The following is a 24,639-nucleotide window of genomic DNA, read 5'->3' as shown; positions in this document are numbered from 1 at the left end:
ATGGGTCAACCCAGATCGCCAAACCGCACCTGTAGCGCGGTGATGGCTGTGAGTGCCGTTGTCTCAGTGCGCAGAACGCGAGGTCCCAACAGAATATCAGTAAACTGGTAACGCGCCGTCATGGCAATTTCATCTGCCGACAGGCCGCCTTCCGGGCCAATCAGCAGGCGTACACGCTCAACGGGCAGCGGCAACGTATTGATGCTGGCGCTGGCGCGCGGATGGAGATTAAGCTTGAGCCCGCTCTCCTCTTCTGCACACCAGTCTTCCAGGTCCATCGCCGGGCGGATCTCCGGAATACGGTTGCGGCCACTCTGTTCGCAGGCAGCAATGGCAATTTTCTGCCACTGCTGGATCTTCTTGTTCAGACGTTCTGCGTCCAGTTTAACGCCGCAGCGCTCAGAAAAAAGTGGCGTAATGAGGCTTACACCCAGTTCAATGGATTTCTGAATGGTGAACTCCATCTTTTCCCCGCGCGACATCACCTGGCCCAGATGAATGTGCAGCGGCGATTCACGGTCATCGATTTCGCCGCGTAGCACATTGACGTGCACGCTTTTTTTATCCGCCCGCGTAATTTCCGCGTCGAAAACCTGGTTGGAGCCGTCAAACAGCTGAATCGCCTGGCCTGCCCCCATGCGCAGCACGCGGCCAACGTGGTTGGCGGCATCGTCAGACAGGGCGATTTCGCGGCCAGCGGTAATCAGTTCAGGGTGATAGATGCGAGGAATACGCATAGTCAAAAATTCCATGTGTCATGCTGTGTAAGCGAATTGCCGCTAGTGTAGGTTAGCTCTTTTGCGCCTGGCAAGCCCGCTGGACGTAAGGGTTATGATTCCCCTGGACCCTGGCGATGCGTTCGTCGCGCTGACATTCCCACTCGGTGACCGGGTATTGTTTATTCCAGGCGTTAAACAGTTGTGTTTGCTGGCGGGAAAGGTTGAGGTTGTAACGATCGCGCATATAGAAGTACGTGCGGGCAATGCTGCCGCGTGCCCGGGCGGGTGGCTCAGCGACTTTCTCTTTAAAATCAACCTTCATACCGCACTGGCCGTACTGACCTTCGCCACCGTTCCACTGGCTGTACATAAAGTTGCCGCGATCGCCATTGACTTCGCCAACCGCCGGCTGCAGGTTGTGCATATCGCTTTCCATCTGACGATAGACCGGATCTTTGGCGCAGTTTTTACGTCCGCCATCCTGCCAGCACTGGCGCTGGTGACCAAACTGCCATGCCGGAACCACATGTTCCCACTCGATGCGGCTGGCGCGGTTTTCGTTTTTACGCACCTTATAGCCGCAGGATTCAAGGTCAACGATCCCTTTTTTACCCTGCCAGTTAATTTTGCAGCCACAGTAGAAATCGCCCGGCACGTCGGCGTTGACCTTCACGCCTGCCGCTTTGGCCTGGGAAAAACTGTTGATACCGTCGGCCAGAGCCTGGCCGGAGAGGGCCGTTGTCAAAAAGGCAACCGCGAGAGAGAAATTACGGGACATCTTACACTCCGTGTCAAAACGAGCCCGCAACGTAGCGAAAGTTGTTCCGGTATGCAATCAGCCAGATCAGGAAAGTTCCTGAAAGTTCAGTTGGTTATTCTGCGACCAGTGGCTCGCCGCACTTCACGCAGCGGTAGGTTGCCTCGCCGCGTACCACACGATTATGGCGACGAACGGTGAGCTGATGCTGTTGGCACTGGCAGCGGTAAGGGAAGGTATTACGGCGTACCGATTCCAGTTCAAACTGATGAGTACGGCGTGCCGGAACGCCGAGCACCGCCTCCATCATCCATTTCCACTCTTTGCCATGCGGAGCCACGCGGCCGAAGTGTTTCCATACCAGAAGGTGTGCCAGTTCGTGCGGTACCACCTCCTCAATAAACGCCTGTTGATTTTCCATCATCAGAACCGGGTTCAGGCGGATCTCATAGGATTCCAGCCAGGCGGTACCCGCCGCGGTTCCTCGCTGCTGGTAGACGAGTTTCGGCTCCGGATAATTACGGCCGAGCTTCAGGTTGGCCTGGGCGAGTTTTTCCCGCAGGCTGCGCATAACGGCCTGCTGAATGGCGATGGGGAGACGGGGTGCTTTCATAGGGGCAGAGCATAAAGCGCGAAGCGGGGAGGCGCAAGAGGCGCCTCCCGCAAGAGGATTAGTCGTGTGCGCCGATTTCGCGCAGCGGACGACCTTTCATTAGGTTACGTTCAATGTGTTCCAGTGAAACGTGTTTGGTTTCAGGAACCAGCCAGACGGTGAGAACAATAAAGAACAGGTTCAGACCGGCGTAGACCCAGAAGGTGTTCGCATTACCCAGCGTGTTGAGCATGGTGAGGAACGTGGCACCGACGATCATATTGGCAATCCAGTTGGTCGCGGTAGAGCAGGTGATACCGAAATCACGCCCTTTCAGCGGCTGGATTTCAGAGCACAGCACCCAAATCAGCGGACCGGCACTCATTGCAAACCCGACGATAAACATCAGCAGCATACCTACCGCCAGGTACTGCGCGGTTGGAGAGTGAATGCCCATATGCATCATGGTACCGAGAATCCCCATACCGGCGGCCATCACCAGGAAGCCCAGAGTCAGCGTTGGCTTACGTCCCCAGCGGTCGACCAGACCGATGGCGATGAAAGTCGCCAGCACGTTGGTCAGCCCCACGATCACGGTGCCCCACATCTGCTCGGTGGTATTGGTATAACCCGCCAGTTCAAAGATTTTTGGCGCGTAATACATGATGACGTTCATCCCGGTGAACTGCTGCATTACCTGTAACAGCACGCCAAGGAACACCGCGCGGCGGAAGTTGCTGTTCTCTTTGAACAGTGCCCAGCCAGACTGTTTCACCTTCAGGCTTTCGCGGATCTCTTCCAGCTCGTTTTTCGCCTCTGCGCTGGTATCTCGCAGGCGCAAAAGTACCCGTTCAGCATCGTGGAAGCGGCGTTTGGCGGCAAACCAGCGCGGGCTGTCCGGCAGGAAGAAGACGCCAATCAGCAGCAGAACGGCAGGAATGATGATCACGCCCAGCATCCAGCGCCATGCGCCGCTGTAGCTGAACGCGGTATCGGACAGGTAAGCGCCCAAAATACCGATGGTGATCATCAACTGGTACATCGAAATCATACTGCCGCGGATTTTCTCCGGCGCGATTTCTGACAGGTAAAGCGGCGCGGTATAGGACGCGACGCCCACGGCCAGCCCCAACAGCACGCGGGAAAGAATAAGCACTTCAACGTTAGGAGCGGCGGCAGAGAAGAGGGAACCGGCGACGAAGAGGATCGCGCCAATCATCAGGCTCTTTTTACGTCCCAGTTTGAAGGAGAGCCAGCCGCTGCCGACGGCCCCGACGGCCGCGCCAAACATCATGGAGCTGACCACCCATTCCTGGGTGTGTGCGTTAATCTGGAATTCGTCTGCGATGAAGGGAAGAGCGCCGGCAATCACGCCGATATCCAGGCCAAAGAGTAATCCTGCCAGGGCGGCAAGGAAGCAGACGAAGAAAGTCATCGCCTTGTTGGACGTACGCCCCTGTTTATTATTGTCAGGCATTATGCCCTCCAGTTGGGTTATCAGTTTTATCGATGTTAAGGGTAGGTGAGCGACCCGTAAAAATATGTGAGACAAATCACAATGGTGTAATCGGTTACACTAAGCTGCAACCGTAAAAATAATTAAAGCTTTGAAAATATAGAGGTAAATTAATTGATGTGCATCGCGTTTGTTTGAATTTCAGACTTAACTGAAAGGAAATGTAACAGCAGAAGAAAGGCGATCATGCAAAGAGAATATTCTGAAAGCGGGGTTTAGAAAGTGAGGTGTAAGCGGTTCCAAACATTGCCGCCACCCGCCATAAAAAAGGCCAGCACAAAGGCTGGCCTGTTTAAGCAGCGGGTAGTCGATTACTTCAAACCGGCAGCTTCACGCAGCAGAGCGGCTTTGTCGGTTTTTTCCCATGGGAAATGTTCGCGACCAAAGTGACCGTATGCTGCGGTTTCTTTGTAGATTGGGTGCAGCAGATCCAGCATCTGAATCAGGCCGTATGGACGCAGGTCGAAGAACTCGCGCACCAGCAGGGTCAGCTGTTCTGAAGGCACTTTTTCAGTACCGAAGGTTTCAACCATGATGGAGGTTGGCTCTGCCACGCCGATGGCGTAGGAAACCTGGATCTCACAGCGGTCAGCCAGGCCTGCAGCAACGATGTTTTTCGCCACATAGCGTGCAGCGTAAGCAGCAGAACGGTCCACTTTTGATGGATCTTTACCGGAGAATGCACCGCCACCGTGACGCGCCATGCCGCCGTAGGTATCAACGATGATTTTACGACCGGTCAGACCGCAGTCACCCATTGGGCCGCCAATCACAAAGCGTCCGGTTGGGTTGATGAAGTATTTGGTTGCGCTGCTCAGCCATTCGGTTGGCAGAACAGGCTTGATGATCTCTTCCATCACTGCTTCCTGCAGGGATTTCTGATCGATATCTTCGGCATGTTGGGTAGACAGAACCACCGCGTCAATGCCGACGATTTTGCCGTCGTCGTACTGGAAGGTCACCTGGCTTTTTGCATCCGGGCGCAGCCATGGCAGGGTGCCGTTTTTACGTACTTCAGCCTGGCGCTGCACCAGACGGTGCGCGTAGGTCACCGGTGCTGGCATCAGCACGTCGGTTTCGTTGGTTGCATAGCCGAACATCAGACCCTGGTCACCCGCGCCCTGTTCCAGCGGATCGGCACGGTCAACGCCCTGGTTGATGTCTGGAGACTGTTTACCAATTGCGCTCAGAACCGCGCAGGAATTGGCATCAAAGCCCATATCAGAATGTACATAACCGATCTCACGTACCGTGTTACGGGTGATCTCTTCGATATCAACCCATGCGCTGGTGGTGATCTCACCGCCAACCAGAACCATGCCGGTTTTGACATAGGTTTCACACGCTACGCGCGCTTTCGGATCCTGAGTCAGGATCGCATCCAGCACCGCATCGGAGATTTGGTCAGCAATTTTATCAGGATGTCCTTCTGATACGGACTCGGACGTAAACAGGTGTTTTGCCATGTTTTATTTCACCTAAGAGGAATTTGGTTAGCTCAAGCTGCTGTGTGGAATAGCCAAAGGAGATAATTCTACCAAGGCCGCAGGTTTTTTGACACTGGCAGTATGAGTGTTAATCAGTATAGATGGATTAACATCTGGATGGCTATTTTAGGTCACTTCTTCGCCCGATTTCCAGTTTTTTTTGACAACGCTCTCACTGAGTTGAATTCATTACTGGAAATTTTTCCTGACGCTCCTGGCAACCCGCGTATTTATCTTTTGCTTTTTACCCCTGTTCTCGGTATAAAACGCGGCGCGCGGCTCATACCAAAAAAGCGCTCGATGAACTCATCGTGTCGCCACTTCCAGCCGGGTTAAGCAGTGAACTTTTAGCTTTGGCTTGTGGTCCGTTTCAGCAGAGGCGGCCGTGGAGGTGATACGAGATAATGAACCATCGTTTTCCGCTAATTCAGCGCAGCCGTTCTGGCGCGCATTTGATTCCCGCAACCCGCATTTCTAATCTGCAAACCTGCCGATGTTATACCCATCTCGGCGCTTCTCAGGATTCCAGAGCCGGTCACGCTTTGTGAAAACTGAACAAGGGCGCTCTTGTTAATACAAGAGTTTTCTCGTGGTTTCGCCGAACCTTGTCATACAGAGTTCGGATACGTGTTTTACAATGATATGAATAAGAAACCGGTCGCACGGTCTGGATTTCAGCATACTCTGCTGGGAAACGGAGCCGTTTATGGGTTGTTATCGCCGTATAACGCTGCGATAGTAGTCAACTGTTTTACACTTAATACAAAGAGTTGAGGTTCGCTATGTCTGACGACATGTCTTCTTTTTCGCCTTCGTCAGCGGGCGAACAGGGTGTACTACGTTCCATGCAGGAGGTTGCGATGAGCTCCCAGGAAGCCAGCAAGATGCTGCGCACTTACAATATTGCCTGGTGGGGCAATAACTACTACGACGTCAACGAGCTGGGCCACATCAGCGTTTGCCCGGACCCGGACGTCCCTGAAGCGCGCGTGGATCTCGCCAAACTGGTGAAAGCACGTGAGGCGCAGGGCCAGCGTTTGCCTGCACTGTTCTGCTTCCCGCAGATCCTGCAACACCGTCTGCGTTCTATTAACGCCGCGTTCAAGCGTGCGCGTGAATCTTACGGTTACAAAGGCGACTACTTCCTGGTTTACCCCATCAAAGTGAACCAGCACCGCCGCGTCATTGAATCCCTGATCCACTCCGGCGAACCGCTGGGCCTGGAAGCGGGTTCAAAAGCAGAGCTGATGGCCGTACTGGCGCATGCGGGCATGACCCGTTCAGTGATCGTCTGTAACGGCTATAAAGACCGTGAATACATTCGTCTGGCGCTGATTGGCGAGAAGATGGGCCATAAGGTCTATCTGGTTATCGAGAAGATGACAGAAATCGCCATCGTACTGGAAGAAGCCGAGCGCCTGAACGTGGTGCCACGTCTTGGCGTGCGTGCGCGTTTGGCCTCGCAGGGTTCCGGTAAATGGCAGTCCTCTGGCGGCGAAAAATCTAAATTCGGTCTGGCGGCAAACCAGGTACTGCAACTGGTGGAAATTCTGCGCGAGCGCGGTCGTCTGGACAGCATTCAACTGCTGCACTTCCACCTCGGTTCGCAGATGGCTAACATTCGTGATATCGCCACCGGCGTGCGTGAGTCAGCGCGTTTCTACGTTGAGCTGCACAAGCTCGGCGTCAATATTCAGTGCTTTGACGTGGGTGGCGGCCTGGGCGTGGACTATGAAGGTACCCGCTCGCAGTCCGACTGCTCCGTGAACTACGGCCTGAACGAATACGCGAACAACATTATCTGGGCGATTGGCGATGCCTGTGAAGAGCACGGCCTGCCGCACCCGACGGTGATCACCGAGTCTGGCCGCGCGGTGACCGCGCACCATACGGTGCTGGTCTCTAACATCATCGGCGTTGAGCGCAGCGAAATCACCGAAGCGACGCCTCCGCAAGACGATGCCCCGCGTTCGCTGCAAAGCATGTGGGAAACCTGGCAGGAGATGCACGAGCCGGGCACGCGCCGTTCACTGCGCGAATGGCTGCACGATAGCCAGATGGACCTGCATGATATTCACGTCGGCTACTCTTCAGGCACCTTTAGCCTGCAGGAGCGCGCGTGGGCCGAGCAGCTTTATCTGAACATGTGCCATGAAGTGCAGAAACAGCTGGACCCGAGCAACCGTGCGCACCGTCCGATTATCGACGAATTGCAGGAACGTATGGCGGACAAGATTTACGTCAACTTCTCGCTGTTCCAGTCGATGCCGGATGCCTGGGGTATCGATCAGCTGTTCCCGGTTCTGCCGCTGGAAGGGCTGAACCACGCCCCGGAACGTCGTGCGGTGCTGCTGGACATCACTTGTGACTCCGACGGTGCCATCGACCACTATGTTGACGGCGACGGTATCGCAACGACCATGCCAATGCCGGAATACGACCCGGAGAACCCGCCAATGCTGGGCTTCTTTATGGTCGGCGCGTATCAAGAGATCCTTGGCAACATGCATAACCTGTTCGGTGATACCGAAGCGGTTGACGTGTTTGTCTTCCCTGACGGCAGCGTGGAAGTGGAGCTGTCTGACGAAGGTGACACCGTGGCGGACATGCTGGAATACGTGCAGCTGGATCCGAAAACCCTGCTGACGCAATTCCGCGATCAGGTGAAAAACACCGGTCTGGATGACGCGCTGCAGCAGCAGTTCCTGGAAGAGTTTGAAGCGGGTCTGTACGGGTACACCTACCTGGAAGACGAATAAGGCAAACCTCCCTCTCCCTGTGGGAGAGGGCCGGGGTGAGGGGCAAAGGCCGCACAATGCCCTATACTCACTTGAACCCGTATGAATTAACGGCGATAATTCGCCCCAATAAGCGATTTACGAATCAATCCCTTCCTCGTCGGGTTTAACGACGCGGAGGGGATTTTTTTTCATCTGTTTTTAACGCATCGACTTTAAAAGAGGTCAGGACATGAGCACTTTAGGTCATCAGTACGACAACTCTCTGGTATCTAACGCGTTTGGTTTTTTACGCCTTCCGATGAACTTCCAGCCGTACGACAGCGATGCTGACTGGGTGATCACCGGCGTGCCGTTTGATATGGCCACATCAGGCCGTGCGGGCGGTCGTCACGGCCCGGCGGCGATCCGTCAGGTTTCCACCAACCTGGCCTGGGAGCATAACCGCTTCCCGTGGAACTTCGACATGCGCGAACGCCTGAACGTGGTGGACTGCGGTGACCTGGTGTACGCCTTCGGTGACGCGCGTGAAATGAGCGAAAAGCTGCAGGCCCACGCCGAGAAACTGCTGGCTGCCGGTAAACGCATGCTCTCCTTCGGTGGCGACCACTTCGTGACCCTGCCGCTGCTGCGCGCCCACGCGAAGCACTTCGGTAAAATGGCGCTGGTGCACTTCGATGCGCATACCGACACCTACGCGAACGGCTGCGAATTCGACCACGGCACCATGTTCTACACCGCGCCGAATGAAGGTCTGATCGATCCTAACCACTCCGTGCAGATCGGTATCCGTACCGAGTTTGACAAAGACAACGGCTTCACCGTGCTGGACGCCTGTCAGGTGAACGATCGCGGCGTGGATGACATCATCGCGCAGGTTAAGCAGATCGTCGGTGATATGCCGGTGTACCTGACCTTCGACATCGACTGTCTGGATCCGGCGTTTGCGCCGGGCACCGGTACGCCGGTGATCGGCGGGCTGACCTCAGACCGCGCCATCAAACTGGTGCGCGGCCTGAAGGATCTGAACATTGTCGGGATGGATGTGGTGGAAGTGGCGCCTGCCTATGACCAGTCCGAGATCACCGCGCTGGCCGCGGCGACCCTGGCACTGGAAATGCTCTATATCCAGGCTGCGAAAAAAGGCGAATAATCCTTACGCGCTGATTGCTGCTGCGCGACGCATGCGCAGCAGCAACATTCCCCCCGCCAGCAGGGTGATAATCTGCGACACCACCAGCACGGAAAAGCCAGAGCTGACCGACCCCACCGATCTCATCACCATCCCCATCAGCAGCGGAATAAAGGCGGCGCAGAGATTGCCGATCCCATTAATGATGCCGTACGCGCTCCCCACCGTCTCCCGCGCGGCGTGATGTTGGATCACCGCCGGAATGGCCGCGCCCTGAAGTCCCCAGAAGACGTTAGCCGACAGCATAAACAGCGCCAGCCAGGCAGGCTGATGGCTGAGCATCAGCGCGATCACGGATAACGCCGTCAGCGCCCCGCCCGCGACAAACAGCAGCGGTGCCTGTTCCGGTCGCATTTTATCGAGCAGTACCCCGCCAAGGAATTTTGAGCCCAGGCTCAACAGGAAGGGGATGGCCGCGAGCATGCCCGTGGCGTGCAGCGAGAAGTGATGTTCGTCGCGTAGCCACGCCGGGAGCCAGGCGCTGCTCCCCCAGAGATAGCTCAGCGTGGCGATTTCAACCAGCAGGATCCAGCCCAACAGCGGGGTTTGCCACGCAAGCATCACTGTCTCTGCGAGCCCCCGTTTGTGCATTTTTACTGTACCGCGCGGTGCCGGCAGGAAACGCCAGATCAGGCCGCCACCGAGCACGAGGTTGATTGCCGCCAGCGCATAAAACGATCCGGCCCAGCCCAGATGGGCCATCAGCCAGGTCACCAGCGGAAAGCCCACGGCCAGACCGAGTGAGACGCCCAGTGCGGTCACGGCGTTGGGTTTGCCAACCTCTTCCGCACGAAAGTTATCGCTGATAAAGCGGGTTTTCAGTGAAAAGAGCGGTCCCTCAGCGATCCCCAGAATCACACGGGCGATGAGCATTCCCATTAGCGATCCAAGTAAGGGAGAAATGGCGCAGACCAGAGCCCAAATCGCAATGCTGCTTAATAATCCATGTCGATAATGCAGTTTGCTTTCGATAACCGGTGTTAATAATAAAGCCGATAATCCATAACCCAGAAGAAAACAGGTCATTAACATTCCTTGTAACATTCTGTTTTCATTTAACTGAAAATGTTCGGCAAATTCCGGGTTTAAAATCATCACCGAGATATTTACCCGGTCAATGTAGGAAATAATAATGAGAAATAACAGTGCAATTGTGCCTTGCCATCTTGCCGTCATATTGCCCGCCTTATGCGTTCTCGCATTTATATTTTTATCAATGTGATTGTCACGGATGTAAAATGGTTCACCAGTGAAACTTATTGTTTTTAAAGATGTGTTTTTAAATGTATTTCATGGGTGAAACACGGTGCTTTTTCAGTTGTTTATTTTTAAGGAAGAAAAAGAAAAGAAGTCAATATTTTTTATTTGCGCTTTGAGTTCATCACTAAAACGTATTCATTCACGCCTTAATAATGAAAATTTCATATCGCTGCATTTTTTCGTGATCCCTTGCACACTTAGCTTATTAATTGTCGATTGATTAACAAATTCGTCACATTGACGCTTGACGAAACATTCATCGCTTTTATATTGACCGTATTAAATAAGAAACAGAGTTTCATATATGAAACAAAAGCCTGGAGGATCGTGATGAGCTGGATAGGCGTATGTGACGCAGAACAAGTACAGGAAGATTTCCCTTTTAGCGGCAACGTTGAAGGTAAAGAGATCGGCGTTTATTTAATCGACGGCGAATATTACGCGCTGGAAGACGTATGCCCGCACGCCTATGCGCTGCTGAGTCAGGGCTTTGTCGAGGACGGCAAAGTGGAATGCCCGCTGCACGAGGCGGTGTTCGACGTCAAAACCGGCCAGTGCCTGCAAGGCCCCGGAGGCCGAAACCTCAACCGCTACCCGGTTCGGGTATTTGAAAACCAAATCCAGATTACTTTTGTCGAGGAGACCGTGGCATGAGCGACATCCTGAACTTCAACCCGGCGCTGCCCGAAAGCCGCCAGTTTACGCCCCCGGCAGAGGGCGGGAACGGCGCCATTCATAAACCGGGTGAGTATCAGAACCTGATCTGGCAGACCCGCAGCCGGGTGCCGGAAAACTGGGAAATGAGCCTTATCGCCACGCTGGAAGATCTCTTTGAGCAGGGCGTTGAAACCTTGCCGGAGCTGGTCAACGGGCTGAACGCGGTGCGCATGCATGACCAGCAGGGCGAGCCGTGGAGCGACGCCAGCTTCCAGGCATTCTTACAGGTTAACGGCTACTGAGGACGACGCGATGACAACTACCGTACAAAACTATCTCGATAAAGGTCTGCGTGGCCTCTGGTATCCGGTGCTGGCGAGCTGGGAAGTGCAGTCTGCGCCCGTGGGCATTACTCGTCTGGGCGAACAGATTGTGGTCTGGCGCAATAAAGATGGTCAGGTGCAGGCGCTGGAAGACCGCTGTCCGCACCGCGGCGCGCGTCTGTCGATGGGCTGGAACCTCGGCGACCGCATCGCCTGCTGGTATCACGGCGTGGAAGTGGCGGGAAACGGTGAAGTGAAAGACGTGCCCGCCGTGGACAAATGTCCGCTGGTCGGCCAGCAGTGCGTGCGCAGCTATCAGGTGCAGGAGGCGCACGGTGCCATCTTCCTGTGGTTTGGCGTCACCGCCGATCAGCAGCCGGACGAGCTGACCTTCCCGGATGAACTCGCCGACACGGAACATTTCAGCAACTTCCTCTGCACCGCAGCCTGGAAATGTAACTACCAGTACGCGCTGGAAAACGTGATGGATCCGATGCACGGTACGTATCTCCACTCCTCCTCGCACTCGATGGCGGAAGGGGATCGCAAGGCCGACATGGTCCTGCAGCCGACGAAGACCGGCTTTATCTTCGAGAAAAAAGGGCAGAGCGGCGTTAACTTCGACTGGGTGGAGCTGGGCAATAGCGGCACCTGCTGGATGCGACTCTCCATTCCCTATAAGAAGCGTTTCGGACCGGGTGGCCACTTCTTCATCGTTGGCATGGTGGTGCCGGAAGATAACGACAACTGCCGCGTCTTCTTCTGGCGTATCCGCCGCGTACAGGGCTGGCAGCGCGATATGTGGCGCTTCATGTACCGCAACCGCCTGGAAAAGCTGCACTGGGAGGTGCTGGAGCAGGACCGCGTGGTGCTGGAAAGCCTGGCGCCAAACGCCCGCGACCACGAATACCTGTACCAGCACGATGTCGGCCTCTCGCGCCTGCGCCGCATGATGCAAAAGGCCGCTAAAGAGCAACTGGCGATGCGTGAAGCGCAGCAGGGAGCGGCCTGATGAATGCGCTGCTGAGCGGAAAACGCATTGTGGTGACCGGCGCCGCGCGCGGGCTGGGCTATCACTTCGCCAGCGCCTGCGCGGAGCAGGGTGCCGCGGTGGTGATGTGCGACATTCTTGAAGGCGAGCTGGCCGAAAGCGCACACGCTCTGCGGGCACAGGGTTTTACGATCGAATCGCACGTTATCGATCTCGCCGATCCGGCTTCCATTGAGCAGGTGTTCAATGCGATTGGCGAGCAGGGGCAGATTGACGGACTGGTAAATAACGCGGCGATGGCGACCGGCGTGGGCGGCAAAAACATGCTCGATTACGACCCGGATCTGTGGGACCGGGTAATGCGCGTCAACGTCAAAGGCACCTGGCTGGTGACGCGCGCCGCCGTGCCGCTGCTGCGCGATGGCGCAGGGATCGTGAACGTGGCGTCCGACACAGCACTTTGGGGTGCGCCGCGCCTGATGGCCTACGTGGCCAGCAAAGGGGCCGTGATTGCCATGACCCGCTCAATGGCGCGCGAGCTTGGTGAAAAGCGTATTCGAATCAACGCCATCGCGCCGGGGCTGACCCGCGTCGAGGCAACGGAATATGTTCCCGCCGAACGACACCAACTCTACGAAAACGGCCGGGCGTTAACAGGGGCACAGCAGCCGGAAGATGTCACCGGCAGCGTGGTCTGGCTGTTAAGCGATCTGTCGCGGTTTATCACCGGGCAGCTGATCCCGGTCAACGGCGGTTTTGTCTTTAACTAAGGTAGGGCGATGATGGCAAACGATCAGGAAGTGAAGTATCTGGTACCGGGGCTGGAGCGTGGCCTGCAGCTGCTGTTAGCCTTTGGCGAGCAGCATCGCGAACTGACCTTTGCCGAGCTGCACCGGCTGGTGGATATGCCGAAGGCCACCGCCTACCGCGTGGTGCAGACCCTGGAGTATATGGGCTTTCTGGAGCGCAACACCCGTACCAATACCTTCTCGCTCGGCATGAACGTGCTGCGTCTGGGTTTTGAGTACATCGCCTCGCTGGATGTGGCGCAGGTGGGTCAGCCGGTGATTGAACAGCTGCGCGACGTAAGCCAGTGCAGCAGCCATCTGGCGATCCGCGACGGGCGCGACATCATCTACATCGCCCGCGTCAGCGCCGCCGGGTCACGCATCAACCAGGTCAGCATTGGTACCCGTTTGCCGGTGCACTGCACCTCGCTTGGCCGCATGCTGTTGACCGATATTTCCCGCGCCGATTTCGAACAGCTGTTCCCGCAGGAGCGCCTGCCGGGCAACACACCGGGTCAGCTTCACGACCGTGAAGCCCTGTGGCAGATGGTGCAGCAGGACAAAGCCCGCGGATACGTGATCGGTGAATCCTTCTTTCGCCACGGTATCTCCTCCATCGTTTATCCGGTGTTTGACCGAAGCCATCGCGTGGCGGCGGTAGTGAGCATTCTGGTGCCGTCGGAAGAGATCCCACAAGCCGACCGCGAGCGACTGCAAAACGAGGTTCGTCTGGCGGCGGACAAAATTTCTGGCTTCTTAGGGTATTTATCACAGGCCAGTTAAATCAGTGAGTTAACGTCAGGCGCTTTGCTGCGTCGGGCATGTTTTACGCCCAATTTGGGCCAGATGAGGCAACGAACGATGAGTGTAACCGGAATTGAAAAGCTGGAATTTGGCGTTGAAGACCTGACGCACTGCGCCAAATTTATGCGTGATTTTGGCCTGACGGGCGATGCCAGCGGCCAGCGTTTTACCACCCTGAGCGGCGCGCGCGTGGAACTTAACCCGATCGACAGCCCCGACCTGCCCCCGGCGTTTGAAGCGGGCAACACCCTGCGCCGCATGACATGGGCGGTTGCCGCACAGTCAGATCTGGATGCGCTGCGCCCGAAGCTTGCGCAGCAGCCCGGCTTTCGCGAAGTGGGTGATGCCCTGGAGTGTCTTGACCCGAACGGCATGACGCTGCGTGTGCAGGTCAGCCAGCAGAGCGACGTGGAACTGAATGTTGAGCCGATCAACCAGTGGGGCGACGCTCGCCGTATCGACACCCCCAGCCCGGTTTACGATCGCGCCCAGCCCATTAACGTGGGGCACGTGGTGTTCTTCGTGGAGGAGCTCGCGGCGGTGGAGACATTTTACCGCGAGGTGCTCGGCTTCCAGGTCTCTGACCGCTACATCAACCGCGCCGTGTTTCTGCGCTGCGGCGTGCGCGGGGGTCATCACAACCTGTTCCTGCTGCAGCTGCCGAACCGCAAGCGCGGCCTGAACCACGTGGCCTTTACCGTGCGCGATATTCACGAAGTGATCGGCGGCGGGATTGCGATGAACAAAAACGCCTGGAGCACGTTTATCGGACCCGGCCGCCATCCGGTGTCGTCAGCCTACTTCTGGTACGTCAACAGCCCGACCGGCGGGGCGTTCGAGTATTACACCAATGACGACTACCTGACGGAAAACTGGCAGCCGCGCGAGCTGGAGCATTCGCTGGTCTCCTTTACCGAGTGGGCGGTGGAAGGCGGGATCGATCACGACACGCGCCGCCAGCAGAAAAAACCGGAGGCGGTATGACGTCGCGCATTGTCATTATTGGTGGCGGTCAGGCGGGAGGCTGGGCGGCGAAAACCCTGCGTGACGAAGGCTTTGACGGTGAGATCTGCGTGGTGGCGGAAGAGGCGTGGGATTTCTATGAACGTCCGCCGCTGTCGAAGGCGGCTCTGCTGGAGACGGACGCGACGCTTCCGCGACTCTTTACTGAAGAGGCTCAGCAGGCGCTGAATCTGACCTGGTACCGTCCGCTGCGCGCGGAGCAGATTGACCGCAACGCAAAAACGGTGCGTTTGAGCAACGGCGAACATCTTAGTTACAACATACTTTTAATTGCCACCGGAGGGCGCGCGCGCCTGCCGGGCGAGGCATGGGCTGTGCATCCGCAGGTCTACACCCTGCGCCACTGACAGGACGCACAGCGCCTGAAACGTCGGCTTGTGGAAAGTCAAAAGCTGGCGATTGTGGGCGGCGGCTGGATAGGCCTGGAGATTGCCGCTTCTGCGCGCAAAAGCGGCGTCGCTGTCACCCTGTTCGAGCAGCAGCCTGCGCTGTGCATGCGCTCGGTGAGCGGCGAGGTATCGCAGCGCTTAGAGACCATTCACCGTGAGCAGGACGTGGAGATCCGAACCGGCTGCGGCGCGCTGGAGCTGGAGGACGATAACGGTCTGCCGGTCATTCACTGTGATGGCAAACGTGAAACCTTTGATGCGGTGGTGGTAGGGATCGGCGTCGATCTCAATCTGGAACTGGCGCGCGACGCGGGGCTGCAAACCGAACGCGGGATCGTGGTGGATGCGCAGGGCCGCACGTCGGATCCGTCCATCTTCGCTGCCGGGGATGTGGCACAGCATCATCATTACGGCCTGTGTATTCAGTCCTGGGCCTTCGCCCAGAATCAGGCGGTGGCGGCGGCAAAAGCGATGCTTAACCCCGATGCGGCAGGCTATGACGACGCGCCGTGGCTATGGTCGGATCAATACCAGCACAACATTCAGATCCTCGGCATTCCGCAGCCGGGCAGCCGCACCATAGTGCGTGAAGACGCGCTGTACTTCTCGCTGGACGAAAACGGGCGCCTGACGCAGCTGGTGGCGTTCAACGATGCGCGCACCGTCAAGCTGGCGAAGCGCTGGATGGCGGCCGGGCGGGATTTATCAGATGTGCCGCTCGCCGACCCGACTTTTTCACTGATGTCATTGCGATAGCTAACCCGCACCCGTAGGGGGAGACATGACCACATTAGAGACCAACACCGCGCCCGTTGAGGCGAGCGGTGAGGGGACCCGCACGCCTGAAAAAGCGGTGCGCTGGGCCATCCCGCTGTCGCTGCTGGCCTGCGTGCTGCTGGCGTTTTTCGACAAAATCAGCATTGCCGCGCTGTTTTCTGACGGCCATTTCCAGCAGGCGATGGGGATCGATTTTGACACCACGCGCCTCGGCATTCTGATGAGCGCCTTCCTGTTGAGCTATGGCTTTTCATCGGTCTTTCTCAGTGGGCTGGGGGACAAAATCGCCCCGCTGCGCCTGCTCACCGGGATGATGGTGGTGTGGTGCGTGCTGATGGTGGCGATGGGCTTTACCCATAACTACACGCTGATGATCGTGCTGCGCATTCTGCTGGGCGTGGCGGAGGGGCCGCTGTTCCCGCTGGCCTTCGCCATTGTGCGCCACAACTTCCCACAGCATCTGCAGGCGCGCGCCACCATGCTCTGGCTGCTGGGCACGCCGGTAGGGGCGGCGATTGGCTTCCCGCTCTCACTCTGGCTGCTGAACACCTTCGGCTGGCAGAGCACCTTCTTCGTGATGGCGATGCTGACCGTACCGGTGCTGATCTTCGTGCGCGTCGGTCTGCGCGGGATCCGTCTGGAGGCGAAAAGCGGTACGTCACAGACCTCCCGGGACGAACGGCGTGCCGCACGGCGCGAGCTGTTTGTCAGCCCGCACTTCTGGATCATCTGCATCTTTAACATCGCTTTCCTGACCTACCTGTGGGGCATTAACGGCTGGCTGCCGGGCTACCTGATCAAGGGGAAGGGCATTCACCTGGAACATGCGGGCTGGCTGTCGTCGATGCCATTCATCGCCATGCTGGCGGGGGAAGTGATTGGCGCATGGCTCTCTGACCGGGTCGATAAGCGCGCGGCGGCCTGCTTTATCTCCATGGCGGGGGCCGCTGTCGGGCTCACGGCCGTAATGCACCTCGATACCCCGCTGACCATCATTGCGGCGATGAGCTTCAGCACATTCATGTGGGGCACCGGGGCACCCAACATTTTCGCCCTGCTGGCAAAGGCCACCCATCCAAGGGTGAGCGCCACGGCGGGCGGCATTTTCAACGGGCTGGGAAACTTTGCGGGCGCGCTGTCGCCAGCGGTGATGGGCGCGCTTATCGCCTTCACCCACAGCATGGATTCCGGGCTGATTTTTCTGGCGGTGATGGCGGCGGTGGGCTGCGTCCTGTTACTGCCGCTGCTGAGACGTTACTGAGGAGAGTGTCATGACTGATTCAACCGTAACCAACCCATCTGGCATCAAACCTGACCACCTGACGATGGAAGAGTGGGTCGAGTCCCGTATTGCGCGCTTTGAGGGCCGTAAATACGACTGGAACGCGCTGAAGTTCCAGGCCGATTTTGACCCGAAATACCGCCGCGCGCAGATGCGCTATATCGGCACCGGCGCTACCGGCGTGGCGAGCGACACCAACACCGTACAGGCGGAGCATTTTACCTTTTCCACCATGGTACTGCCGTCGAAGTGCGAAGGGCCGCTGCACCTGCACGACGATGTGGAAGAGGTGTTCTTCATGCTCAAAGGGCAGATCACGCTGATGATCCAGGACGGCGATAACTACACCGAAACCGTGCTGCGCGAGCGTGACCTGATCTCCGTGCCGCCGGGGATCTATCGTGGGCTGTTTAACCACGGCGAAGAAGAGGCGCTGATGTGCGTCATGCTGGGCACCAACAAGCCGGAAATTCCGACCTACCCGGCGGACCATCCGCTCTCGAAAGTGAAGCGGAACTAAGGGGGCATGATGACGGGTTTTCGTGAACAGGGAAGCGGCATTCCGCTGATGCTGCTGCACGGGATCAGCTCTGGCGCAGCCTCCTGGCACAAGCAGATGGCGCTGAACGGTTTTCGCGTGCTGGCGTGGGACATGCCCGGTTATGGCGAAAGCCCGATGCTGGCCGCGGAACGGGCGAACGCGGGGGATTACGCCGATGCGCTGGCGGCGATGCTTGACCGGGCTGGCGTGTGGCAGGCGGTGCTGGTGGGCCATTCACTCGGGGCACTGGTTGCCAGCGCCTTTGCGGCGAAATATCCGGATCGTGTGCTGCATCTGGTGCTGGCGGACGCCGCGCAAGGTTACGGCCAGGCCGCGCCGGAGCAGCGCGAGCAGGTCTGGCGCAGTCGCGAGCAGCAGATGGCACTCGGCGGCGAAATCCTCGCGCAGACCCGCGCCGCAAAACTGCTGCGTCCCGGCGCGCGTGAAGCGGATATCGCCACCGTGGCAGCGGGCATGCGCAGGCTTCGCCCCGAGGGCTACCTCGCCGCCGCGTGGATGCTGGCGCACGACGATATTCATGGCTGGCTGAAGCGCTATTCAGGCAACTTTGAAGTGTGGTGCGGCGAGCAGGATGCGATCACGCAACCCGAGCTGGTGCAGGGGCTGGCGCTGCGCTACGGCATGCCGTTTATCGCTATTGCCCAGGCGGGACATGCCAGCTATCTCGATAACGACGCGTTTTTTAACCAACAGCTTTTACGTATTAACGAAGAGGTGCGCGATGAATGCACAAATTGACGGACGCGTAGCGGTCGTCACCGGCGGTTCTTCTGGTATTGGCTTTGAAACGCTACGCCTGCTGCTGGGCGAGGGGGCAAAAGTGGCCTTCTGTGGCCGCGATCCGGATCGCCTCGCCAGCGCCCATGCCGCGCTGCATAACGAATACCCCGACGGGGAGGTTTTCTCTTATCGCTGCGACGTGCTGAACGCTGACGAGATGCAGGCCTTCGCGGATGCCGTTCAGGTGCGCTTTGGTGCCGTGGACATGCTGATCAACAACGCCGGGCAAGGATACGTGGCGCACTTTCATGACACCCCGCGCGAGGCGTGGCTGCATGAAGCTGAACTCAAACTGTTTGGCGTGATCAACCCGGTGCAGGCGTTTCAGCCTTTGCTGGAGCAGTCCAACATCGCTTCCATCACCTGCGTGAACTCCCTGCTGGCGCTGCAGCCGGAGGAGCACATGATTGCCACCTCAGCCGCCCGCGCTGCGCTGTTGAATATGACGCTGACGCTCTCAAAAGAGCTGGTGGGCAAAGGCATCCGCGTGAATTCGATATTGCTTGGCATGGTGGAGTCCGGGCAGTGGCAGCGTCGCTTTGAAAACCGGACAGACAAAAGCCAGAGCTGGCCGGAGTGGACGGCGGAGATCGCCCGCAAACGCGGTATTCCGATGGCGCGTCTCGGCAAGCCGCAGGAACCCGCGCAGGCGCTGCTGTTCCTCGCCTCGCCGCTGGCTTCGTTTACCACCGGTGCGGCACTGGACGTTTCCGGCGGCTTTTGCCGCCATCTGTAAGGACACATCATGAAAAAGATTATGTTGATTGGTTTTGGCGCCATGGCGCAGGCGGTGATTGAGCGCCTGCCCGCTGGCGTGGCTATCGGCTGGATTGTGGCGCGCGAGGCCCATCATGCGGCGATTCACGCGCAGCTTGGTGATGCGGTAGTGGCATTGACCTCACCGCTGGAATGCGCGCAAACGCCCGACCTGGTGCTGGAGTGCGCCAGCCAGCAGGCGGTAGCGCAGTACGGTGAGGACATTTTACGTCGCGGCTGGCATCTGGCGGTTATTTCGACCGGTGCACTGGCGGACAGCGCGCTCGAACAGCGCCTGCTCAACGCCGGCGGCAGACTGACGTTGCTCTCCGGGGCGGTAGCCGGTATCGACGGGCTGGCGGCGGCAAAAGAGGGCGGGCTGGCGCGCGTGACCTACCAGTCGCGTAAAAGCCCGGCCAGCTGGCGCGGCAGCTATGCCGAGCAGCTTATCGATCTTAATTCGGTAACTGCTGCGCAGGTCTTTTTTGAAGGCAGCGCCCGCGAGGCGGCACGACTGTTTCCGGCCAACGCCAACGTGGCGGCCACCGTGGCACTCGGCGGCGTGGGAATGGACGACACGCGCGTACAGCTGATGGTCGACCCGTCAACGAAACGTAACACCCACACGCTGCACGTTGAAGGCGCGTTTGGTGAATTCCATCTGGAGCTAAGCGGCCTGCCGCTTGCCTCTAACCCGAAAACCTCCACCCTGGCGGCACTCAGCGCGGTACGCGCCTGCCGCGAGCTGGCCATGAGCTGAGGAGTGACGATGGACGATCTGAAGATATTTATCGGCGGCCAGTGGCGACACGGTGGCGGCAACCCGATGCAGAGCTATTTCCCGGCAGACGGGTCGATCAACGCGACGTTGAATGCGGCCAGTCCCGACGATCTGCATGACGCGATCGAGGCCGGCGAGCGCGCGTGGCGCGATCCCGCCTGGCGCCACAGCCTGCCGCATACACGGGCGAGGATCCTGCACAAGGTGGCAGATCTCATTGAATCCCGCGTCGACGAGCTGGCGCAGATGCAGAGCCGCGATAACGGCAAGCCGCTGGCGGAGGCCCGCGGGCTGGTAATAAGCGCGGCGGGAACGGCGCGCTACTTTGCCGCCGCCTGCGAGCTGCTGGAAGGGGAACTTCCGACGCCGCGCCAGCCGGATTTACTGACCCTGAGCCGCTATGAGCCGCTCGGCGTGGTGGCGGCCATCACGCCGTGGAACTCGCCGATTGCCAGCGAGATGCAGAAGGTCGCTCCGGCCATTGCCGCGGGTAACGCGGTGATCCTCAAGCCCGCCGAAGCCACGCCGCTGATGGCGCTGGAGCTGGCGCGGATATTTGAACAGGCCGGGCTGCCCGCCGGGCTGCTGAGCGTGCTACCGGGCAAAGGCTCGGTGATTGGCGACGCGCTGGCACGCCACCCTAAGGTACGCAAAATTTCCTTTACCGGCGGTACCACCACGGGCCGTCACCTGGCCCACGTGGCGGCGGAAAAACTGATCCCGGCATCGCTGGAGTTGGGCGGAAAATCGCCGACTATCGTGCTGGAGGATGCGGATATCGAGCAGGCCGCGCGCGGGATCTGCTACGGCATTTTCAGCTCGGCGGGGCAGGCGTGCATCGCCGGTTCACGGCTGTTTATCCACGAGAGCCTTTACGCCCCGCTGATGGCGCGGCTGCTGGAGTTAACCCGCGGTCTGCGCGTCGGACATCCGTTTACCGACGGTGTCCACGTTGGGCCGCTGATCAATGAAAAACATCGTCAGAGCGTACAGGCGTACGTTGAGCTGGCAAAGCGTGAAGGGGGCCGCGTGCTGTGCGGTGGAGAGATCCCGGCCGATCCCACGCTGGCAAGCGGCAGCTTCTTCCTGCCAACGATTATCGAAGGGCTGAGCAACAGCGCCCGTGTCTGCCAGGAGGAGATCTTTGGCCCGGTGCTGGTGGCGATGCCGTTTCGCGATGAAACCTCGCTTATCCGCGAGGCCAACGACTCGGTTTACGGCCTGGCCGCCGGGATCTGGACACGCGATACCGGGCGCGCACTGCGCTTAAGTGAGCAGCTTGAGGCCGGCACGGTGTGGATCAACACCTACAAAGTGTTTGCGATTTCGACCCCGTTCGGGGGCTTTAAAGAGAGCGGTCTGGGCCGCGAGAAGGGCATTCAGGGGCTGAAAGCCTGGATGCAGCAAAAGAGCATTTATCTGGCGACGGGTAACAGCGTCAACCACTGGTGCGACTGAGAAAGGGTGAGCAATGAGCGAAATGATAACCGTCGGCGACGCCATCGCCAGAACGCTGGAGCAGTATCAGGTTGAGGCCATCTACGGCGTCATCTCTATTCACAACCTGCCCATCGCGGATGCAGTAGGGCAGCGCGGCAACATCCGCTTTGTACCGGCACGCGGCGAAGCGGGGTCTGTCACCATGGCTGATGCCCACGGACGTTTTTCCGGCCTTGGCGTGGCGCTGACCAGCACCGGCGCGGGCGCGGGTAACGCCGTAGGCGCGCTGGTGGAGGCGATGAACGCCTGCACGCCGCTGCTGCACCTGACCGGGCAGGTAGAAAAAGCCTGGCTGGATGCCGACACCGGGTTTATCCATGAAACCCGCGACCAGCTGACTTTCCTGAAGGCCAGCTCAAAACGGGCGTATCGCATCAGCAATGCCAGTCAGGCGATAGCGATTTTGCATAAAGCGATTCAGGAGGCGCAGACGCCGCCGTGCGGGCCGGTCTCCGTGGAGATCCCGATTGATATTCAGGGGGCGAAAATTCCGCTGTCGCTGGTGACCGCATCGGTGAAACCGGCGTCGGTTTCGCCGGTAGATGCCGGGAGTGTTAATGCGCTTTGGGCGCAACTGAAGCAGGCGAAACAGCCGCTGCTGTGGCTGGGCGGCGGTGCGCTGGGCTGCGCGGACGCGGTGAAAAAGCTGGCGGATGCAGGTATCACCGTGATCTCCAGTACTCACGCGCGCGGCGTGCTGCCGGACAGCCATCGCGCCAGCCTGCGGGCATTCCACAATTCGCCATCGGTTGAAGCGCTGATCGCGCAGTGTGACTTTACGCTGATCGCCGGTTCACGTCTGCGCAGCAATGAGACCCGTTCATGGACGCTCGAACTGCCTTCTCCGCGCGTACAGATCGATATCGACCCGGCGGCGGCAAGCCGTAACTATCTGATGGATAACACGCTGGTAGCCGACTGCTCAGCGTTGCTGAGCGCGCTGGCTGAAAAAGCACAGGGGCGTGAATGGGGGAATGCTCAGTGGGATGGTCTGGTTAAGGAGGCGGTGACACAGGCAGAACATGGGCTGCGTGAACAGTGCGGCGTCTATGCGCAACTCAACGATGCCATAGAGAAAGCGCTACCTGAAGATGGTCTGCTGGTGCGCGATATTACCGTTTCCGGCAGCCTGTGGGGCAGCCGACTGTTCCGCGCCAGGGGGCCGCTGATGAATATTCACTCTCTGGCCGGGGCAATTGGCATGGGCCTGCCGATGGCGATTGGCACCGCGATTGCCAACCCACAGCGCAAAGTGGTGGGGTTGGTGGGGGACGGCGGTCTGAGCCTGAATCTGGGCGAACTGGCGACACTGGCGCAGGAGAAGGCCAACGTGACGTTGCTTATCATGAATGACGGCGGCTACGGCGTGATGCGCGGTATACAGGACAAATATTTCGGTGGCCGTCAGTACTATAACGAGCTGCATACGCCGGACTTTACCCTGTTGGCACAGGCGATTGGCCTGCAGGCATGGAGCGTTGAGCGGGCAGAGGATTTTGATGCGGTGATGACGGAAGCGCTGGCGATGCCGGGACCGTCGGTAGTGGAAGTGCGGATGGGACAAATTGGCGCGCTGAAGTTTGCCGGGCCGCCGCAGAAGACGCTTTACTAGCTGTTTTTCCCTCACCCCGGCCCTCTCCCTTTGGGAGAGGGGTAGGGTGAGGGGACAAACTCAGAACACGTTAAACGGGTATTCCACGTAAGCGCGGATCTCATCCCCGCCCACGTTGTAATCGCTGGCGTTGCTGGAGACGCGCAGTACGGAATAACGCAGTTTCAGCTTCAGATCTTTCGCCGGGCCGTCCTGCACCTGATACTGGATCTGGTTAAACCATTCATGCTCTTTGCCGTTACTGGTTTCAGCGGTTTTAATGTTGTCGCCACGCACGTAGGCGGTGGTCCAGCTCAGACCCGGCAAACCGAGACCGCCAAAGTCCAGCCCGTAAGACGCCTGCCATGAACGTTCGTCTTCACCATTAAAATCAGACCAGTAGGAGTTCGCCAGCCAGATGGTGTTGCCGCCGTCACCAACACCGCCCTGGTCGCGGTAGCCGCCATAGTTGTAGCCGGTGCTTCCGCTGCTCTGCTGGTACGCCACTTTGAACGTATGGATATCCCAGATGTAGCTCGCCGCCAGGCTCCAGATGGTGTTGCTGCGGCCCGTGTCGAGGCTGTCTGCGTAGCCCTGATCCAGACGCGAGTTGTAGCCGTTAAAATCGAGTACCAGCTGCTGGCCAGTGCTGAACGGCTGTTTGAAATTCATGCCCAGATATTGCTTGTTCATCACCTCTTCATTATGGGAGGCGTACAGCGCGCCGCTGAACTGGTCATTGAACTGGTAGTTCGCCCCGCCGAAGGAGAAACCCTTGAGGCCGCTGTCGTGGCGATCGTCACTTTTACGCTGCTCGTCGGTGAAATAACCGGCGTTGATTTCCAGACCGTCGATCTCTTTAGAAGTCAGCATGGTGCCGGTGTAGCTTTCAAACAGCAGGCGGGAGCTGTCGGCGTTAATGATTGGCAGCTCGGGACGCTGATTACCGTAGCTGAGTACGGTATTCGAGATGCGCATTTTGGCGGTCGCGCCAAATTTCGCCAGATCGGATTTTGCGCGTCCGTCGTCTTCCTGTTTAAAGAAGTCAATGCCATCTGCGCCGCTCTTACCGCGGCCACCGTCCAGACGCACGCCATACTGCGCAATGCCGTCCACGCCAAAGCCAACCACTCCTTCGGTATAACCTGATTCAAAGGTGGCGATGATACCCTGACCCCATTCTGCTTTATCTTGCTGGCCCTGATGATAATCACGGCTGATATACGCATTGCGTAAAAACGGATCTAAATGGCTGTCATTAATAAAACCCTGGCTGTCTGATTGTTGGCTTGCAACGGCAGGTAATGTGACAAATATGCTTAAGGAAGGTGCGAACAAGTTCCTGATATGAGATCATCATATTCATCCGGAGCG

23 protein-coding genes and 1 pseudogene are annotated in these 24,639 nt (G+C 58.2%); 17 read left to right on the top strand and 7 right to left on the bottom strand.

Annotation, left to right across the window (positions count from 1 at the left end; all coding sequences use genetic code 11):
• Positions 1–5 precede the first annotated feature (5 nt).
• The 5 genes from rsmE to metK form a co-directional block, all read right to left on the bottom strand.
• Positions 6–737 carry a 16S rRNA (uracil(1498)-N(3))-methyltransferase gene (rsmE, locus tag HX884_RS15245; RefSeq protein ID WP_013098662.1) on the bottom strand — a complete coding sequence of 244 codons (732 nt, stop codon included), beginning with the start codon at positions 735–737 and terminating at the stop codon, positions 6–8.
• 52 nt (positions 738–789) lie between these two features.
• Positions 790–1,497 carry a deoxyribonuclease I gene (endA, locus tag HX884_RS15240; RefSeq protein ID WP_013098661.1) on the bottom strand — a complete coding sequence of 236 codons (708 nt, stop codon included), beginning with the start codon at positions 1,495–1,497 and terminating at the stop codon, positions 790–792.
• A gap of 94 nt (positions 1,498–1,591) precedes the next feature.
• Entirely contained in the window at positions 1,592–2,089 is a 498-nt protein-coding gene (locus HX884_RS15235) for a SprT family zinc-dependent metalloprotease (RefSeq protein WP_003860035.1), read from the bottom strand.
• A 58-nt stretch (positions 2,090–2,147) separates the two neighbouring features.
• Positions 2,148–3,545: a galactose/proton symporter gene (galP, locus tag HX884_RS15230; protein ID WP_020687062.1), complete on the bottom strand. Its 1,398-nt coding sequence runs from the start codon at positions 3,543–3,545 to the stop codon at positions 2,148–2,150.
• A gap of 350 nt (positions 3,546–3,895) precedes the next feature.
• Positions 3,896–5,050, bottom strand: a complete 1,155-nt coding sequence (metK, locus tag HX884_RS15225) for a methionine adenosyltransferase (RefSeq protein WP_013098658.1) — start codon at positions 5,048–5,050, stop codon at positions 3,896–3,898.
• Positions 5,051–5,713: 663 nt separating this feature from the next.
• Between metK and yqgB the strand changes: the two genes are divergently transcribed.
• The 3 genes from yqgB to speB all read left to right on the top strand — a co-directional run bounded on the left by yqgB (position 5,714) and on the right by speB (position 8,962).
• Positions 5,714–5,845, top strand: coding sequence for an acid stress response protein YqgB (yqgB, locus tag HX884_RS15205; protein ID WP_127312443.1), 132 nt, complete (start codon positions 5,714–5,716; stop codon positions 5,843–5,845).
• Between the two features lie 8 nt (positions 5,846–5,853).
• On the top strand, positions 5,854–7,830 hold the full coding sequence (gene speA / locus HX884_RS15200) for a biosynthetic arginine decarboxylase (RefSeq protein ID WP_014833212.1): 1,977 nt from the start codon (positions 5,854–5,856) through the stop codon (positions 7,828–7,830).
• Between the two features lie 211 nt (positions 7,831–8,041).
• Positions 8,042–8,962 (top strand): agmatinase, encoded by a 921-nt coding sequence (gene speB, locus HX884_RS15195; protein WP_002434404.1) that lies wholly within the window; start codon positions 8,042–8,044, stop codon positions 8,960–8,962.
• 3 nt (positions 8,963–8,965) lie between these two features.
• Here the strand turns inward: speB and HX884_RS15190 are convergent, their stop codons facing one another.
• Positions 8,966–10,177, bottom strand: coding sequence for an MFS transporter (locus tag HX884_RS15190; protein WP_178328433.1), 1,212 nt, complete (start codon positions 10,175–10,177; stop codon positions 8,966–8,968).
• Between the two features lie 414 nt (positions 10,178–10,591).
• Between HX884_RS15190 and HX884_RS15185 the strand changes: the two genes are divergently transcribed.
• The 14 genes and pseudogenes from HX884_RS15185 to HX884_RS15120 all read left to right on the top strand — a co-directional run bounded on the left by HX884_RS15185 (position 10,592) and on the right by HX884_RS15120 (position 23,286).
• Complete coding sequence (locus HX884_RS15185; RefSeq protein ID WP_038983552.1) at positions 10,592–10,915, top strand: non-heme iron oxygenase ferredoxin subunit; 324 nt, start codon at positions 10,592–10,594, stop codon at positions 10,913–10,915.
• On the top strand, positions 10,912–11,220 hold the full coding sequence (locus tag HX884_RS15180) for a recombinase-like helix-turn-helix domain-containing protein (RefSeq protein ID WP_020687064.1): 309 nt from the start codon (positions 10,912–10,914) through the stop codon (positions 11,218–11,220). The genes HX884_RS15185 and HX884_RS15180 overlap by 4 nt, the downstream gene beginning before the upstream one ends.
• Positions 11,221–11,230: 10 nt before the next feature.
• Complete coding sequence (locus HX884_RS15175; protein WP_013098652.1) at positions 11,231–12,253, top strand: aromatic ring-hydroxylating dioxygenase subunit alpha; 1,023 nt, start codon at positions 11,231–11,233, stop codon at positions 12,251–12,253.
• Positions 12,253–13,002 (top strand): SDR family oxidoreductase, encoded by a 750-nt coding sequence (locus HX884_RS15170; RefSeq protein WP_013098651.1) that lies wholly within the window; start codon positions 12,253–12,255, stop codon positions 13,000–13,002. The genes HX884_RS15175 and HX884_RS15170 overlap by 1 nt, the downstream gene beginning before the upstream one ends.
• Before the next feature lie 12 nt (positions 13,003–13,014).
• The gene (locus HX884_RS15165; protein ID WP_028028063.1) at positions 13,015–13,803 is read left to right on the top strand and encodes an IclR family transcriptional regulator; all 789 of its coding nucleotides are present in this window, start codon (positions 13,015–13,017) and stop codon (positions 13,801–13,803) included.
• Positions 13,804–13,881: 78 nt separating this feature from the next.
• Positions 13,882–14,808: a VOC family protein gene (locus tag HX884_RS15160; RefSeq protein WP_038983556.1), complete on the top strand. Its 927-nt coding sequence runs from the start codon at positions 13,882–13,884 to the stop codon at positions 14,806–14,808.
• Positions 14,805–15,992 (top strand): annotated as a pseudogene (locus HX884_RS15155) (NAD(P)/FAD-dependent oxidoreductase). Before HX884_RS15160 ends, HX884_RS15155 begins: the two are co-directional and overlap by 4 nt.
• 25 nt (positions 15,993–16,017) lie before the next feature.
• Complete coding sequence (locus HX884_RS15150) at positions 16,018–17,274, top strand: MFS transporter (protein ID WP_014833205.1); 1,257 nt, start codon at positions 16,018–16,020, stop codon at positions 17,272–17,274.
• Positions 17,275–17,284: 10 nt separating this feature from the next.
• Complete coding sequence (locus tag HX884_RS15145) at positions 17,285–17,815, top strand: cupin domain-containing protein (protein ID WP_013098646.1); 531 nt, start codon at positions 17,285–17,287, stop codon at positions 17,813–17,815.
• 9 nt (positions 17,816–17,824) lie between these two features.
• Positions 17,825–18,595 carry an alpha/beta fold hydrolase gene (locus tag HX884_RS15140; protein WP_013098645.1) on the top strand — a complete coding sequence of 257 codons (771 nt, stop codon included), beginning with the start codon at positions 17,825–17,827 and terminating at the stop codon, positions 18,593–18,595.
• Entirely contained in the window at positions 18,579–19,373 is a 795-nt protein-coding gene (locus HX884_RS15135; RefSeq protein ID WP_178328432.1) for an SDR family oxidoreductase, read from the top strand. Before HX884_RS15140 ends, HX884_RS15135 begins: the two co-directional genes overlap by 17 nt.
• A gap of 9 nt (positions 19,374–19,382) precedes the next feature.
• Entirely contained in the window at positions 19,383–20,153 is a 771-nt protein-coding gene (locus HX884_RS15130; protein WP_023621587.1) for an aspartate dehydrogenase, read from the top strand.
• Positions 20,154–20,162: 9 nt separating this feature from the next.
• Positions 20,163–21,632 (top strand): aldehyde dehydrogenase, encoded by a 1,470-nt coding sequence (locus HX884_RS15125; protein ID WP_178328431.1) that lies wholly within the window; start codon positions 20,163–20,165, stop codon positions 21,630–21,632.
• A 13-nt stretch (positions 21,633–21,645) separates the two neighbouring features.
• Positions 21,646–23,286: a thiamine pyrophosphate-binding protein gene (locus HX884_RS15120; RefSeq protein WP_178328430.1), complete on the top strand. Its 1,641-nt coding sequence runs from the start codon at positions 21,646–21,648 to the stop codon at positions 23,284–23,286.
• 60 nt (positions 23,287–23,346) lie between these two features.
• Here the strand turns inward: HX884_RS15120 and HX884_RS15115 are convergent, their stop codons facing one another.
• Positions 23,347–24,612 (bottom strand): OprD family outer membrane porin, encoded by a 1,266-nt coding sequence (locus HX884_RS15115; protein WP_178328438.1) that lies wholly within the window; start codon positions 24,610–24,612, stop codon positions 23,347–23,349.
• Positions 24,613–24,639 lie beyond the last annotated feature (27 nt).

The sequence above is a fragment of the Enterobacter sp. SECR19-1250 genome (assembly GCF_013391025.1).
Taxonomy (GTDB): domain Bacteria; phylum Pseudomonadota; class Gammaproteobacteria; order Enterobacterales; family Enterobacteriaceae; genus Enterobacter; species Enterobacter cloacae.
Note: the sequence above shows the minus strand (reverse complement) of the source record. Positions and strands in the feature narration are given on the sequence as shown.